The organism is Cellulophaga sp. 20_2_10 (assembly GCF_023476645.1).
In the GTDB taxonomy this organism is placed as follows: Bacteria; Bacteroidota; Bacteroidia; order Flavobacteriales; family Flavobacteriaceae; genus Cellulophaga.
Map to the genome: position 1 here is coordinate 53335 of NZ_JAMCOJ010000005.1, position 16152 is coordinate 69486.

A 16152-nucleotide genomic window follows, 5' to 3' on the forward strand; every position below is an offset into this window, starting at 1 on the left:
ATTTTATCTTATTTTTTATGTGAGTTAAAATACAATGTAAATGTTGTTCCTACATCTACAGAACTATCAACTTCTATTTTTCCGTTCATTGCCTCTATTTGACTTTTTGTAATAAAAAGTCCAATTCCCTTAGAGTCTTTATGCTTATGGAACGTTTTATACATTCCAAAAATTTTGTTTTGATGCCTTTTCATATCTATTCCAAGGCCATTATCAGAAAAGCTCAATATAATTTTATCTCTTTCTCTTCTTGTTTTTATATCTACAACTAATCTTCGTTTAGGAGAACAATACTTAACACTATTGGTTAATAAATTTAATAAAATACTCTCTACATAAGCCGGCACAGCACTAATTATATCTTCCTTTGGTATTTGTACGTTTAGTATTCCATCATTTTCTTTTAACAATGCGGCTACACTTTTTCTTACATTATCAAAAACATCTATAATTTTTACACCTTCTAATTTACCTAAGACGTTTAACTTTACACTAACCACTTCATTTAAGTGGGAAATAGTTTCATCTAAACTCTCTGATGAATCATTTAACATTCTAATTAAATTTTCTCTTTCTTCCTTATCGGTTTCATTAATTAAAAAACCTGTAAGCATAGATAAATTTGTAGAATGCGATCTTAAATTATGAGATACTATATGTGCAAAATTAGTTAAACTTTCGTTTTGATCAGCTGTTATTTTCAGAACAGCTTTAACCTTATTTTCTGCCTCTTTACGAGATGTAATATCTACAACCTGCGATATAAAATGAGACAGCGTACCATCTATTTTACTTACCTTAGTTACAGATAAAATTACATATACAACATGTCCTTTTTTATGAAAATATCTTTTTTCTATTTGATATTGATCTATCTCCCCTAAGGTTAGTTTATCTAACAAATCTAGATCTGTAATATAATCCTCCGGATGAGTTATATCTTGAAAAGTCAATTTCATTAACTCTTCCTTTGAATACCCCAAACTAGTGCATAAACTTTTGTTTATTTTTAACCAAGAACCATCTAAACCAATTAAAGCCATCCCTACAGATGAGTTATTAAAAACCCCAGTAAAAGACTCTTTTCTTTTAATTAATTTTAATTCCGTGTGCTTAAACTCTGTAATATCCCAATTTGCACCAATCATTTTGGTTTCGTTACTATCTGGGTACTTATGAACTTGTGCTATAGATTTTATATATTTTATTCTGCCATTTTTAAGTCTAATTCTAAACTCTGTATTAAACTCAACTCTGTGTTGTATAGCAAAATCCATTTCTTTTATGACCCTATCCCTATCTTCTCGTAAAATACTTTGCTTCCAAGCATCATACGTATTTGCAAAGCCACTTAAATCTGCTTCATACAATAGGTATGTGTTTTCATCACAACTTAACTCTAGACTGGCTAAATCATAATCCCAAACACCTATACTAGCCGTTTTGGTAGCTATATTATGCCTGCGTAATATTTCTTGGTAATTTACCTCTGTTCTCTTTTTACTATCTATATCTTGGAAAGTACCTGTTATTTTAGCCGCCTTACCATTAACATATTCAACTTTACCAATAACTCTTACCCATCTTTCAACTCCTTTTGCGGTAACTATAATTAATTCAGTATCCCAAGGAGTCCCTTCACTAATTGCCTCACTCACAAGCGCTACAATTTTTTCTCTATGATAACCTTCTTTATAAAAACTTACTCCTTCTTCTAAACTAGGAATATAGCTTTCTGATACCTCATGTAATTCTTTGGTTATGTTAGTCCAATAGACCTCATTGGTAATTAAATTAACTTCCCAACCACCAATATTAGCAATTTGTTGCGCTTTTAATCTATACTCGTCTTCGTTTCGTTTGTTAGAAATATCTTCGCAAACAATAATTAACCCTCCAACCTTATCCTTTTCTTTTTCCCAAGAATTAATTTTAAAGTTTAACCACTGAATCTTTCCACTTGCTAATATTGTTTTTTCTCCTTCAAAACTTATAAAACTACCCTTAAGGCAGTATTCATGTATTTTTCTAATCTCTTCTGTTGTCTCTGGAAAGATTTGATAGTATGATTTTCCTATTACTTCTTCAATAGATAAACCCAGTTTTTTGCACCATAATTTAGAGCAACTAAGAAAGTTCATATCAGCATCAAAAACACCAATCTCTATGGGAGAATCTTCTATAAACAAATGTGTAAGCTCTTTTTGCAAAATTTTAATAATGGTTTAACTTTAAATATAGTGTAATTCTCATCAAGTAAGAAATAACTTTCTTTAAATTTATATTTTTTATGCAAAACAAAGAAAAAACAACATATATACCCTAGTTTAGAGTGTTATAAATAATAAAAAAGGCACATTTATTAACAAATGTGCCTTTTTTATTATGAATTGATGTATTCTACCCCTATTTGTTAGGAAAGTCTGTATGACTCATAATTTCTTTTATCTGTAATATATGTCTTTCCGAGTGTGCAGAAATAAAAACCATTAATTGCACTCCGTCTACAACTCCAAATGGCATTTCTCCATAGTGATTTCTTAAGTTGTCTTCTGTCTTTTTAGCGTACTTTATATTCTGCTTTCTTTTTTTAAGAAATGCTTTTACAGTTTCTTTATGACTTCCAAATTTTCCTGAAGGTTTAAAAGCCTCTGGAGCTTTTGCCTTCTTAGTTCTGTCTAACATAAAACCTATAACCTCATCATCAGTAATTTTAACTAAATCTCTTTTTGATGCATCTGCTGGCGTTTTAACTGCAGCTTCTACAGCTCCAAAAATATTGCTTTCTGATACAGCTATATGCTCTACACATTCTGCAACAGACCAAGACTCAGGACTGCTTTTAAAATTTAATTGTTCTGGACTAAGTCCTTTTATTGCTTGTAATAAGTACTTAGTAGTTTTAGTCATCTCTGTAACTACAAGCTCTTTATCCGCATTATTTAAACCCTTGTTTACAGGCATAAAACTAAGCATTAATAATGCTATTACTCCGTAAATTACTTTTTTCATTTGTGTTGTTTTAAGTTGTATTGTATATGTCTCTTTTTTGTAGAATAATAACAAAACTAGCTGTAAAAAAGTAACATTTTTATCTTTTTTAAAAGTAGTACTTTTATTGCTCAACTATAATACGTTAAAATCACGACTATGGACGCTCCTAATTCTTTAAAAATAGCATTGATACAAACTTCTATTTATTGGGAAAATCCTGAAAAGAACAGAAATACATTAAATAAAAAAATAGCACCACTTACTACTGATACCGATATTATTATATTGCCTGAAATGTTTACAACTGGTTTTACTATGAATCCTAGTAATATTGATAATAACCAAGGCAACAAAACTTTAAAGTGGATGCAAGAAATTGCTCATAAAAAACAGGCTGCAATCACTGGAAGCATTCTTTTTTTTGAAGACGGCAACTATTACAATAGGTTATTTTTTGTGTTCCCAAACGGAACTTACGTTACGTACAATAAAAGGCACACCTTTACTTTAGCCGGTGAAGACAAGGTGTATAAAGCAGGTAGTAAAAAATTAATTGTAACCTACAAAGGTTTTAAAATTTGCCCATTAATTTGTTACGATTTAAGGTTTCCGGTATGGTCAAGAAACACAGAGGACTATGATGTTTTACTATACGTTGCAAATTGGCCTAAACAACGAATTACAGCCTGGGACACATTACTTAAAGCTAGAGCTATAGAAAATATGTCTTATTGTATTGGTGTAAATAGAGTTGGGGTAGACAAGTCTGGATACGAGTATACAGGACACTCTGCTACTTACGACGCGCTTGGTAATGACATTTGTTTTTCTTCTAATGAAGAAATTTTACAAACCACCATACACAAACAGCACATAAATGATACCCGAAATAAATTAAAGTTTTTAGAAGACAGAGATGATTTTACTTTATAATCTGAAAATCATAATTCTCCTCCCAATTGGCTCTTAGCTCTAAAATATTTGGAGAATAACTTACTTTTTCTGGAAATTTCTTTTCTAAGTAATTACCTGTATCCCACTTTTGGTTTCCGTTAGTATCTTGTATTACCCTTACTTGATATTTCCCTGGCTTAACGTTTTTGTACACAAATGACTTAGACTCAACAGCAAATTGTTCTCTTATTAATTTTCCTGACTCATCTACCAGTTGTACAATAACAGGGTAAGCAACTTCTCCAGACAACCTAACCGTAAGAAAACTATTTTCTGTAGGGTCTACATAAGAAACTCGGTATACAATAGTATCATTAACAGCATCAAAAAAATCTGTTATTGCAGATGGGAGCATTGTAATATTATACTCTTCATCTATAGGCACCACCATATCAAAATCCAATCTATTTTTAATAGTGTCCAATTTTACAGGCACAGAAACAGCGATAGTGTCTTTATTTACAATTTTTATTTTAGAGGTATCTATTTTCTGTATTGGAATATTAGCTGAAATCCAAAACGGATTCTCCTCACTTATTCTTTTATTAGAAACCACATTAAACTTTAATGAATCTGCTGGCAGTTTTCTTGTCTTAACTGTAAATGTATCTATCGTTTTTTCAAAATCATTTATCACTCTAAAGTTTAAAGAATCGGCTTCAAAAGGGCTAATCCAGTAATTTAAAGTGTCTTTATCTATTTCTCTAGTTACTTTAGTCTTTACGCTATCTGGAAGGTAACTTAGGCCTTCTATTTTTAAAGCATCTCCATTCCCTTGGTAACCAAATATAATTTTATTTTTAGCAGCATAACTTGGCACAGAAACAGCAAAATTTGAAACTTCTTTAAATAAATTTAGCTCATAAATAGAATCTGTTGGCACAGTAATAGTATGGTTTAAATAGGCTATTTTATCTAAACCTTGATCAAACTTATGATTACCACCTTCATCCTTTAAAGCAAATAAAGCATACTCACCAGCCTTTAAATTTTTAAGCGAAAATATATTTGTGCTGTCTAGTGTATTGGTAATGTAATACGGAAGTTCCTTGTAAATAATAGAATCTGTATAAGTACTATCTTTTTTGTACAACAGTACAGTTACAAAATTATCTACTTTTTTCTTAAAGGCATCGCTTACAACACCTGTTAAACTTAAAGAATCTATATAATCTCCTGTAGAAAACACATAGCTTAAAAAACTACTAGGATTCCCCTCATTGTTATCTTCTATACTTTGTCCAAAATTAAAAGTATAGGTTGTATTTTCTTTTAAAGTATCTTTTATTGTAATCTCTATAAACTTACTCGCAGATCCTTGTGGTGTAATTTCTGGCTCATACTTTAAAGGAGGCGAAACTATAAGTTGTTTTTGTATGTCTTTAAGCTTTATATACTCATTAAACTCTAATCTAATAGTTTTAGACTTAAAGTTTGTAGTTCTATTCGCTGGTACCGCGCTTATTACTTCTGCAGGCGTAATGTCTTTTGGTCCACCAGACGGCGTTCCCCTTCTTGCGCATTGCACTATTGCCAATACCATCAAAAATAAAAAAAGTAAGCTTAAAATACGTCTTGCCATAACCTAAATATTAGCGCAAAGAAACAACAATTTACACAAAGATAAAATTATGGAACCACCGCAATTGTTGCAACATAAATTGTAACTCCTTTTACCTTTTTTAATGCTGTTGCGCAAGCCTCTATTGTAGCTCCTGTAGTTATAACATCGTCTACCAATAAAATGGTTTTACCCATTATATTTTCTGCATCTAAAACTTTATATAAATCTTGATTGGCTTTCCATCTAGAAAACCTATTTCGTTTTGTTAAAGTTCTTGTATTTACTGTTTTAAAAAGAGCAGCTTCATTATACGTTGCACCTAGGTGTAGTGCAAGTTCTTTTCCAAATAAACTTACTTGGTTGTAGCCTCTTTTTGTTAATTTTCTCTTGTGTAACGGAACAGGTACAACAATATCTATATCTAAGCGTTCTTTTATAGATTGTGCGTACCACTGTCCAAAGAAAGCACCTATCTGCTCCTGGTTTTTGTATTTTAAGTGATGAATTATGTTTTTTACTATGCCATTTTTAGTGAAAAATAAGAAAGAATTTGCTTTTTTTATATCAATTCTACCATAGAAAATACGGTCAACTGGGTTTTCATCGGTGAAATTGTACTCGGTAAGGGGTAGTTGATTTCGACAAACGGTACAAATTAACCGTTCACCTAATAGCAAAGGTGTATTACATCCAAAACACCCCAATGGCATTAGTATTTTATTGATATGATTTAGTATATTTGAAAACTTATAGTACCCCAATTATAACCCTACTTAAAATTACCCCCTACTTTTGATGGACCCACAAGATAACAATTTAAAATACAAAGTAATTATAGCTGCGCTTGCGGCCGTGATACTGGGTATCTTAATTGCTTTTTATTATAGTAACGCCCAATCAAACAGCAATATAACTTATTTAGAGAGTCAAAAAAAGGTGCTTACAGACAAGTTATCTACAATGCAAGCCAACATAGAAAGCTTATCTTCAGAAAACGAAGTTAGCAATATAGATTTAGAAGTAGCAAACAGCAATGTTTCTATGTTATTAGATTCTATTGGCCAGCTAAATTTTGACATAGAAAAATACGCAGAAAATAAAAAGGCTTTATACAAGTGGCAACTTAAATATGATAGCTTAAATATAAAATATAATTCTCTTAAATACAGCAATGTTGTTTTAAGTGAAAGCGTAGAAAAAGCAAAGAAAAGAGCTGAGCAATACAAGTCACAAGCTCTAGCATTATCAGAAAAAGATAATTTAGAAGATGCCACCAGCAAACTAAATAAAGAATTAAAAAGCAAAACATTTTTAAAACTAAACCGTACAGAAGCACATGCTTTTAGAATACGTAGCGGTAGAGATATAAACACAAACAAAGCCAATCTTATTTCTAAAATTAGAGCTTGCACCGTAATCACAGGAAGCCCTAAAGATATTAATATTAAGAAAAGATTATATCTTCAGTTTTTAAACCCTAATAAAAGTGTTATTGCAAATAACGCCAACATAATTAATGTAAATGGAAATGAATATAGTAAGTCTATAGACATTATTTACACGGGTGTAAACGAAGAAATTTGCGATAATATCAAAGTGCCTTCTGGTTCTTTAAAGGCCGGAATCTACACATTAAATGTGTTTGAAGATCAAAAATTGCTTTCTTCTATAGAATTTGAATTAAAATAATTCAATCTATTAACACTAAAGTTCTATTTTTGCCATATGGCAAATCAAGAAGACAAATTTAAGAAGGTTATATCCCACGCTAAGGAATACGGTTACGTATTTCAATCTAGTGAAATATATGATGGTTTAAGTGCTGTATATGATTACGCACAAAACGGAGTAGAGCTAAAAAACAACATTAAACAATATTGGTGGAAAGCAATGGTGCAACTACACGATAACATTGTTGGTATAGACTCTGCTATTTTTATGCACCCAACGGTTTGGAAAGCTTCTGGACACGTAGATGCATTTAATGACCCTTTAATAGATAACAAAGATTCTAAAAAAAGGTACAGAGCAGATGTTTTAATAGAAGATTACTGCGCCAAAATAGAAAATAAAATAGAAAAAGAAGTTACCAAGGCTGCTAAGCGTTTTGGTGATTCTTTTAACAAACAAGAGTTTATTACAACCAACCCACGTGTTGTAGGTTACCAAGAAAAGATACATACAATTTTATCTAGAATGGGATCTTCTTTAGAAAAAGAAGATTTAGAAGATGTAAGAAACCTTATTGATGAGTTAGACATTGTTTGCCCAGTATCTGGCACTAAGAACTGGACAGATGTGAAACAGTTTAACCTTATGTTCGGGACTAAATTAGGAGCGTCCGCAGATAGCGCAATGGATCTTTACTTAAGACCAGAAACAGCACAAGGTATTTTTGTAAACTTTTTAAACGTACAGAAAACTGGACGTATGAAAATTCCTTTTGGTATTGCCCAAATAGGAAAAGCGTTTAGAAACGAGATTGTCGCAAGACAATTTATTTTTCGTCAGCGTGAATTTGAACAAATGGAAATGCAATTTTTTGTTCGCCCTGGCACACAAAAAGAATGGTATGAGTCTTGGAAAGAAAATCGTATTAAATGGCACTTATCTTTAGGTTTAGGAGAAGATAATTACCGTTTCCATGATCACGATAAACTAGCACACTACGCAGATGCTGCTGCAGATATAGAATTTAAATTTCCTTTTGGATTTAAAGAATTAGAGGGCATACACTCTAGAACAGATTTTGATTTAAGCAGTCACGAAAAGCATTCTGGTAAAAAACTACAATATTTTGACCACGAAATTAACGAAAGCTACGTACCATATGTTGTAGAAACATCTATTGGCGTAGATCGTATGTTTTTAGCCGTTTTCTCTAACTCTCTTGTAGAAGAAGAATTAGAAAATGGATCTACCAGAACTGTTCTTAAATTACCTGCAGTACTAGCACCTACTAAAGCCGCTATTTTACCGCTTGTTAAAAAAGATGGTTTACCAGAGATTGCTAAAGGAATTATAGAAGATTTAAAATGGGATTATAAAGTAATTTATGATGAAAAAGATGCCGTAGGTCGTCGTTACAGAAGACAAGATGCCAATGGTACTCCTTTTTGTATTACTGTAGACCACCAAACAATAGAAGATAAAACAGTAACAATACGCCATAGAGATACTATGGAACAAAAACGTGTTGCCATTACAGATTTAAAATCTATTATAGATGCAGAAGTATCTATGAAAGAATGGCTTAAAAGAATTTAAGTTTTTAAGTTGATAAAAAAAAAAGAGCTCACTATAGCATTTGCCAATAGTGAGCTCTTTTTATATTTCGGATTTTAGTTTAGAATCTAAAACCAATAGAAAGTCCTGCTCTAAAAATAAAATCGTCCTGAAAATCTTTTGGGTTAATGTTTCTTCCAAAACCACCATTAAGCTCCAACGTAAAACGCTCGCTGCGGGTTACCCATTTATAACCTCCTCCTAAACCAAGGGCTACATTACCATATTCCTTTTTAATCCTAGAACCAGACTCTGTTACTTTTTTTTCTCCTTTAATATACAACCCTAAAGCTTCAGCAAAAGCTCCGCTTCTTGGCGTATCTCCAAAATAGGCTCTAAAATTTGGTCCAAAACCAAAGCTGCCATTGTAATCTTCTGCATCTCCATCAAAATGAAGAATAGCACCAACACTTGTGTCATCACCTAAAAAATACTCGTAACCAAACTCTACAGATGTTGTTGCCAAAAACATTCCAATATTAAACCTAACTTCTTGATTTTTATCAAAGTTAGAATAAGCCTGTGCAGACACCATTTTTGCCGTTAGTATAAATAATAGTACTAATAATCCCTTTTTCATAATGTATTATTTTCTATGTCTTATTTTTCAGTTTGCGAAAATAGGACTTTTTGTAAGAATCTCTCTCATTCATTTTTCATAGAACCCATTGTTTTGACTATTTTTAATGTTTTAATATTCTAAAATGAAAATAATCTCATATAACGTTAACGGTATTCGTGCAGCAATAAACAAAGGTTTTATAGATTGGCTTACTGCCACAGACCCAGATGTTATATGCCTTCAAGAAATTAAAGCCTTAAAAGAACAACTAGATTTATCTTTGTTTGAAGATGCTGGTTACGGCTATAATTATTGGTATAGTGCACAAAAAAAAGGATACAGTGGTGTTGCTATTTTATCTAAAACTAAACCAGACCACGTAGAATATGGCACAGGAATAGATTATATGGACTTTGAAGGGCGCAACATTAGGGCAGACTTTGGAGATGTATCTGTAATGAGTATGTACTTGCCTTCTGGAACAAACTTAGACAGACTAGAATTTAAGCTTACATATATGTCAGATTTTCAGATCTATATTGATAAACTAAAAAAAGACATTCCAAACATTGTGGTTCTAGGCGATTATAACATTTGTCATGAGGCAATAGATATACACGATCCTGTACGCAACAAAAATGTATCTGGTTTTTTACCTGTAGAACGTGAGTGGATTGGTAATTTTATGGATAGTGGTTTTATAGATAGTTTTAGACATTTTAACAAAGAACCACACAACTACTCCTGGTGGAGCTACAGAGCTAACTCTAGAAACAACAACAAAGGTTGGCGTTTAGACTATGGTATGGTGAGCAAAACCTTAGAAAGTCGTTTAAAAAGAGCTGTTATTTTATCCGAAGCCAAACACAGCGACCATTGCCCTATTTTAGTAGAGCTTCAAAAAAAATAAACCAAATAATACCTTTTACAATGTTGCCACAATTACTAAATGCTGCCGATTTTGATACTATTTTAAATGGCAAAAAAGTAGCGCTTTATACACTAACCAACAAACAAGGTTCTGTTGCTCAAATTACAAATTACGGAGGTACTGTTGTCTCTTTATGGGTAAAAGACAAAGAAGGCAATTTTAAAGATGTTGTACTTGGTTATAAAACATTAGAAGAATACAGAACCAACCCAAATGCATACTTTGGTTCTATTGTAGGCAGGTATGCAAACCGTATTGCAAAGGGTAAATTTACATTAGACAACAAAACTTATACACTTGCAACAAATAACGGAGAGAACCACTTACACGGAGGCACAAGGGGTTTTGACGCTGCCGTATGGGTTGCCAAACAAACTTGTGCGCACACCTTAGAGCTAACTTACGTTTCTGCGGATATGGAAGAGGGCTACCCTGGTAATTTAGCCATTACTGTACAATACCAATTAACAGAAGACAATGCCTTAAAAATAACATATTGGGCTATTACAGATAAAACAACCATTATAAACCTTACCAACCACTCTTATTTTAATTTAAAGGGCGAAGGCAATGGTGATATTCTAGATCATAATTTACAAATAAACGCAACTAAATTTACAAGTGTAGATCAAACCTGTATACCTACAGGTGAACTAACTCCTGTAAAAAATACACCTCTAGATTTTACAAAAGAAAAAACTATTGGCAAAGATATTACTGCAGATGATGAGCAACTTAAAATAGGAAACGGTTACGACCACAACTACGTTATAAACCACACCGAAACTTTAAACTTAGCGGCTAAAGTAACAGAAACCACAACAGGTATTACAATGGAGGTACTTACCACTGAACCCGGCGTACAATTGTATACAGGTAATTTTATACCCGATACTGTTGTAGGTAAAACAAATAAAAAATACCACCCAAGAGCTGCATTTTGTTTAGAAACACAACACTACCCAGACAGCCCAAACAATCCAGATTTCCCTACTGTTATACTACAACCAAAAGAAGAATACCATAGCGTAACTTTATACAAATTTAGTACAAAAGCATAGTTAATAATCCTATTGTTGGCTACTTCATAAAATTAAAAACAGGCACTAAAATTAATAAAGCACAACAACCAACCCTATTAAAACGTTTAGTAGCTTTGTAGTAAACACCACCACATATGATAGCAAAACAAGACTTTACACTTATAGGAGCAGGTATTATGAGCGCTACGCTTGGCGTTTTATTAAAACAATTAATTCCAGATGCTAAAATTTCTATTTACGAAAGACTAGATAAGGTTGGCGCAGAAAGTTCTGATGCCTGGAACAACGCAGGTACTGGTCACTCAGCTTTTTGCGAACTTAATTATACTCCAGAAAACGAAGCCGGACAAGTAGATATTTCCAAAGCACTAAAAATTAGTGAGTCTTTTGAGGTTTCTAAACAGTTGTGGGCATACCTTGTAAAAAACAATTTACTCCCAGCGAACAACCCTTTTATAAATGATATTGACCATATGAGTTTTGTTTGGGGTACTGAAAATATTGATTTTTTAAAAAAAAGACATACAGCACTTACCGCATATCCAATGTTTAAAGATATGTTGCATTCAGAAAATTTTCAAGAAATTAAAGAATGGGCCCCATTAATGATGACGGGCCGTAATAAAGATCAAAAAATAGGCGCAACTAGAATGCCCATTGGTACAGATGTAAATTTTGGAACTATCACAAGAGGTATGATCTCTTATTTGCAATCTTGCGATGGCGTGGAAGTATTTCTAGGTCACCAAGTAGAAGATATAGACGATAGAAAAGATAACACTTGGGAAATAGAAGTTAAAAATTTACACACAAATGAAGAAAAAACCATACACAGTAACTTTGTATTTATTGGTGCCGGTGGTGGCGCATTAAAACTATTAGAAAAATCTGATATCCCAGAAGCAGATGGCTATGGCGGATTCCCCGTAAGTGGTCAGTTTTTAAAGTGCAACAACCAAGATGTTATTCTACAACACGAGGCTAAAGTTTACGGTATGGCAGAAGTTGGTGCGCCACCAATGTCTGTTCCACATTTAGACACCAGAATGTTAAACGGCGATCGCTCATTGCTTTTTGGACCATATGCTGGTTTTTCTACTAAATTCTTAAAAAACGGATCGTATTTTGACCTGCCTCTTTCTATAGATGCACACAATATTTTTCCAATGTTAAGAGCTGGCTTACACAACCTATCCCTAACAAAATACTTAATAGAACAAGTAGTACAGTCGCCAGAAGAGCGCTTTAAGGCTTTAGAAAAATATTATCCCAATGCCAAAATAGAAGATTGGGAACTTATTACAGCAGGGCAACGTGTCCAAATTATTAAAAAAGACGCAAAAGAAGGTGGTGTACTTAAATTTGGAACCGAGATTGTAACCAATAAAAATAAAACAATAGCTGCATTGTTAGGAGCATCTCCAGGAGCATCTACCTCTGTATCTATTATGTTATCTGTACTAAACGAATGTTTTCCTATGCAGGTAAAATCTAAGGCTTGGCAACAAAAGTTAACCCAAATGATTCCTAGCTTAGGCAGGTCTTTAATTACAGACGAAGAACTCTGTTTAAGCACTAGAGCTTACACCACTGGAATTTTAAAACTAGAAGACAAATAAAAAGCTAAAAAAACCCGATTCTAAATAATAGAATCGGGTTTTACTTTTTTATACTATTGTATTAAAGTAAGCCGTTAGCTTGTACCCATTTAAAGTGGTACTGATCATCATCAATCTTCATACGGTCTGATATACGTTGCAATCTAGATGGTAACTTCGTTAAATAATCTCTTGCTTTTTCAGCAGAATCATTTAAACCTCTTACATTTTCGATATCCCAATAGCCGTTTAACTTGCTAAGAATTTCTATATAATCTTGAGCAGTATACACACCTAATCTCTGAGCACAATTGCTAAAAGTTTCAAAAGCTGTACCTATGCTTCCTCCAGACTCACGTAAAAAATGAGCTGGCATTACAATCTTACGCTTCATCATATCTGCAAAAGCCAATATCATACCATTAGGATCTTGATCCATAATAATTTTTACAAACTCTCTATATGCTAAGTGGTGACGCATTTCGTCTCCTGCAATAATATTACACATTTTACCAAGTAAGGTATTCCCTTTTTTCTTAGCCATTTGCCCCACTCTCTTATGAGATATGTTTGTTGCTAATTCTTGAAAAGAAGTATATACAAAGTTTTTGTACGGGTCTCTATCTGTTCCAATATCAAAACCATCTGCGATTAAATGCTGTGTAGTAATTTCTACTTCTCTCATATTTACCCTTCCAGATAAGTACAAGTATTTATTTAACACATCTCCATGTCTATTTTCTTCTGCAGTCCAGTGTCTTACCCATTTAGACCAGCCATTCTCTGGCCCATCATGTTGATCTACACCTTCTACATCCATTAACCAAGACTCATATGTTGGCAAAGCCTCTTCTGTAATGGTATCTGCTACTAGTGTAACCCAAAAATCATAACCTAATTCTTTAGCTTCTTCTCTTATTTGCTCTACTTCACTAAAAAAGTTATCACTTTGAGAATCTGGCAAAAAATCTGTTGGTTGCCATATTTTATCTATAGGAACAAGGTAAGAGTCTATAAAACCATCTACCTTGCCTTCTATGGCTTTCATTACTTCTAATCTTATATTGTGTGCAGACATGTTTAATGATTGTTTTTACAAATGTCGTTAATAATTTTTAATTCCTTCCTTTTTCTGTAGGATAAAACGAAGCTACCGGATCGCTTTGCCACACCTCTTTTGTATCTATATCTAACATAGATAATGGACCTTTAAAAGCGGCACCTGTATCTATATTAAATACATTAGCAGCATTGTGTGGCTCAGTTTTACCTATGCGCGTAACAGGTGTATGTCCTATATATATTTCTTTATATAGTAATAATCGATGCGGATACCTATTGTCTTCTTTGGATAAAGAACGGTCTACAGCCAAAGCAAGCTCCCAAAGAGTTCTATCCCAATAAAAAGATTTTGAAAAATATTCATAATCTACTCCTTTTAAATTGGTAAAACCTGCGTGTAAAAAAAGTCTATCGCTAGTATCTAAATAATAGTTTTCTAGACTTTCTAAAAAATCCATATGCTCACTTTTGGTAGTATCGTCTACATCTGCGTAAGATTTTTTTGTAGATACACCGCCATGTAAAACCCAAGTATCGTTATGTTCTTTTGTCTTTAACCAGTTAAGACAAAGCTCATCATGATTACCTCTTATAAATGTACAATTATGAGTCTTTTTTAATTCAATTAAAAAATTAATTGTCTCTACCGCCTCACTCCAGCCATCTACATAATCTCCTAAAAAAATAAGGTGATCTTCTTTAGTTACGGCTGCTTTTTGCAACAATTGCTGTAATGCTTTTAATCCTGAATGTATATCTCCTATAACTAATGTTCTCATTGAGTAAATAAAATAAATAGTCCAATTATTAATACTAGTAAAAGTACTAAAAAGAAAATTTTCCAGAAAGAATATGGCCTTGTACCACTTATTTTCCCAGTTTGTCCATTTACATAAAATCGATATTCTTTACCATCGTAATTGTATGCGCTAACGTAAATAGGCAATAAAATATGTTTAAATGTTTCTTCCTCTAGCTTAATGTCTGCCGAAGATATCTGTTGTGTATCCCCACCAATATCTTTTCGTATCCAATTGTGAGCAATTTCTTTTGCTTTTGCAAAGGATTGATGGTGACCATCTTTTAACGAAATTGTATATTTTTCGGTAACAAAACCGGCTAAAAACCCAGAGTTATAAGGCTTTAGCTCTTTTAGGTTCCAAAATGCCACTTTTGCAGGCACTTCCCTTTGTTTTTTTTCTGATGCGTTAATTAGAATATCATCTACAAAACCGTTTACCCTGCCAGATGCAGAATACCATCTTGTTCTACGTTCTTGTCTGGTGCTTGTACCATTTTTTGTTTTATATGTCTTGGTAACATAATAATACTCCCCACGTTTGCCTATATAATCTGCAGTCATATCTGCATCAAAAGTCCAATGTGGCATATATAAACCACGAATACCCTCTGGATCTAAAGCTGCTTTTTTTAGCTTATCTGGAGCAAACCAAATACCATTTACCCAGCTTTTAAAAATGCTTCTAGCCTTATTTGCATCTATTTGAAAGGGGAGAACTGCACTCGGCAAAATCCATCCTTCTTTTTCTATATCTTCTGTAATTAAAGGTTCACTACAGTAAACACAATGTAAAGATTTGTAGTTTTCTTCTATATGCTGGTTGGCACCACAGTTTTTACAGTGCAGCAATTCTATAGTTTCTGTATACGCATTATCGCCAACCACTTTTAAATAGTGATCTAACTCTAATTCTTCAAAACTACTTTTAGCCTGCTCTATAAACTCCTCGTACCCGCAATACCCACAGTTTAATTGCTGCGAGCCAGGTTTATACTTTAATTCTGCGCCACAATTGGCACAAGATTTCTTTTGTTCAGATTGCTTTAATTCTTCCATAAAAGTTACTGCTTAATAAAGCAGTAAAAAACTATTATTTTAGGTTGATGATCAAAAACTACAGCATGTTAAATACTGCTCTTTTTTGTTGAACCCATTTTTGATAATCAGAAGGATCTTTACACAAATCTTGCATTTCTTTCATTGCTTCTAAATGTGCATTATCTGCCAGCTTATACATTTCTATACCGTGCTGTTTACTTTGTTCCGATATTTCTTCAAAAGTAATTGCAAAAAACTCTTTCTCACAAGCGCCTCCCAATTCTCTACAAGTCATTTTTTTCATCACCCTAAAAATTAA

15 protein-coding genes are annotated in these 16152 nt (G+C 32.9%); 6 read left to right on the top strand and 9 right to left on the bottom strand.

The features are described 5' to 3' along the window. Window positions 1-8: 8 nt before the first annotated feature. Window positions 9-2210 (bottom strand): PAS domain-containing sensor histidine kinase, encoded by a 2202-nt coding sequence (locus tag M4I21_RS10985; RefSeq protein ID WP_249559210.1) that lies wholly within the window; start codon window positions 2208-2210, stop codon window positions 9-11. A gap of 196 nt (window positions 2211-2406) precedes the next feature. Next, window positions 2407-3012: a DinB family protein gene (locus M4I21_RS10990; RefSeq protein WP_249559211.1), complete on the bottom strand. Its 606-nt coding sequence runs from the start codon at window positions 3010-3012 to the stop codon at window positions 2407-2409. Window positions 3013-3150: 138 nt separating this feature from the next. Between M4I21_RS10990 and M4I21_RS10995 the strand changes: the two genes are divergently transcribed. Further along, window positions 3151-3927, top strand: a complete 777-nt coding sequence (locus tag M4I21_RS10995; protein WP_249559212.1) for a nitrilase family protein — start codon at window positions 3151-3153, stop codon at window positions 3925-3927. On the opposite strand, the gene M4I21_RS11000 is transcribed toward M4I21_RS10995, so the two are convergent. Together M4I21_RS11000 and M4I21_RS11005 are read right to left on the bottom strand one after the other, a co-directional pair. Beyond that, window positions 3917-5530, bottom strand: coding sequence for an Ig-like domain-containing protein (locus tag M4I21_RS11000; protein WP_249559213.1), 1614 nt, complete (start codon window positions 5528-5530; stop codon window positions 3917-3919). The two genes, M4I21_RS10995 and M4I21_RS11000, sit on opposite strands and share 11 nt — an antisense overlap. A gap of 47 nt (window positions 5531-5577) precedes the next feature. After that, complete coding sequence (locus tag M4I21_RS11005; RefSeq protein ID WP_249559214.1) at window positions 5578-6222, bottom strand: ComF family protein; 645 nt, start codon at window positions 6220-6222, stop codon at window positions 5578-5580. Between the two features lie 85 nt (window positions 6223-6307). On the opposite strand from M4I21_RS11005, the gene M4I21_RS11010 reads away from it, so the two are divergent. Both M4I21_RS11010 and M4I21_RS11015 read left to right on the top strand, forming a co-directional pair. Further along, complete coding sequence (locus M4I21_RS11010; RefSeq protein WP_249559215.1) at window positions 6308-7201, top strand: DUF8428 domain-containing protein; 894 nt, start codon at window positions 6308-6310, stop codon at window positions 7199-7201. A gap of 36 nt (window positions 7202-7237) precedes the next feature. Continuing rightward, complete coding sequence (locus M4I21_RS11015; RefSeq protein ID WP_249559216.1) at window positions 7238-8779, top strand: glycine--tRNA ligase; 1542 nt, start codon at window positions 7238-7240, stop codon at window positions 8777-8779. A gap of 79 nt (window positions 8780-8858) precedes the next feature. Here the strand turns inward: M4I21_RS11015 and M4I21_RS11020 are convergent, their stop codons facing one another. Then, the gene (locus tag M4I21_RS11020) at window positions 8859-9377 is read right to left on the bottom strand and encodes a hypothetical protein (RefSeq protein ID WP_249559217.1); all 519 of its coding nucleotides are present in this window, start codon (window positions 9375-9377) and stop codon (window positions 8859-8861) included. A 124-nt stretch (window positions 9378-9501) separates the two neighbouring features. Between M4I21_RS11020 and M4I21_RS11025 the strand changes: the two genes are divergently transcribed. The 3 genes from M4I21_RS11025 (at window position 9502) to mqo (ending at window position 12952) form a co-directional block, all read left to right on the top strand. Further along, the gene (locus tag M4I21_RS11025; protein WP_249559218.1) at window positions 9502-10269 is read left to right on the top strand and encodes an exodeoxyribonuclease III; all 768 of its coding nucleotides are present in this window, start codon (window positions 9502-9504) and stop codon (window positions 10267-10269) included. Next, the gene (locus M4I21_RS11030) at window positions 10236-11351 is read left to right on the top strand and encodes an aldose epimerase family protein (RefSeq protein WP_249559219.1); all 1116 of its coding nucleotides are present in this window, start codon (window positions 10236-10238) and stop codon (window positions 11349-11351) included. Before M4I21_RS11025 ends, M4I21_RS11030 begins: the two co-directional genes overlap by 34 nt. 116 nt (window positions 11352-11467) lie before the next feature. Next, window positions 11468-12952 carry a malate dehydrogenase (quinone) gene (mqo, locus tag M4I21_RS11035; RefSeq protein WP_249559220.1) on the top strand — a complete coding sequence of 495 codons (1485 nt, stop codon included), beginning with the start codon at window positions 11468-11470 and terminating at the stop codon, window positions 12950-12952. Window positions 12953-13013: 61 nt separating this feature from the next. Here the strand turns inward: mqo and M4I21_RS11040 are convergent, their stop codons facing one another. The 4 genes from M4I21_RS11040 to M4I21_RS11055 are packed head-to-tail and all read right to left on the bottom strand — an operon-like array spanning window position 13014 to window position 16128. Further along, window positions 13014-14009, bottom strand: coding sequence for an acyl-ACP desaturase (locus tag M4I21_RS11040; RefSeq protein WP_249559221.1), 996 nt, complete (start codon window positions 14007-14009; stop codon window positions 13014-13016). Window positions 14010-14046: 37 nt separating this feature from the next. Further along, a complete protein-coding gene (locus M4I21_RS11045) occupies window positions 14047-14772 on the bottom strand; it encodes a metallophosphoesterase (protein WP_249559222.1) in 726 nt (241 codons plus the stop codon). Continuing rightward, complete coding sequence (locus M4I21_RS11050) at window positions 14769-15851, bottom strand: TFIIB-type zinc ribbon-containing protein (protein ID WP_249559223.1); 1083 nt, start codon at window positions 15849-15851, stop codon at window positions 14769-14771. The genes M4I21_RS11045 and M4I21_RS11050 overlap by 4 nt, the downstream gene beginning before the upstream one ends. Before the next feature lie 58 nt (window positions 15852-15909). Then, window positions 15910-16128, bottom strand: coding sequence for a DUF1059 domain-containing protein (locus M4I21_RS11055; RefSeq protein WP_249559224.1), 219 nt, complete (start codon window positions 16126-16128; stop codon window positions 15910-15912). Between the last annotated feature and the right edge of the window lie 24 nt (window positions 16129-16152).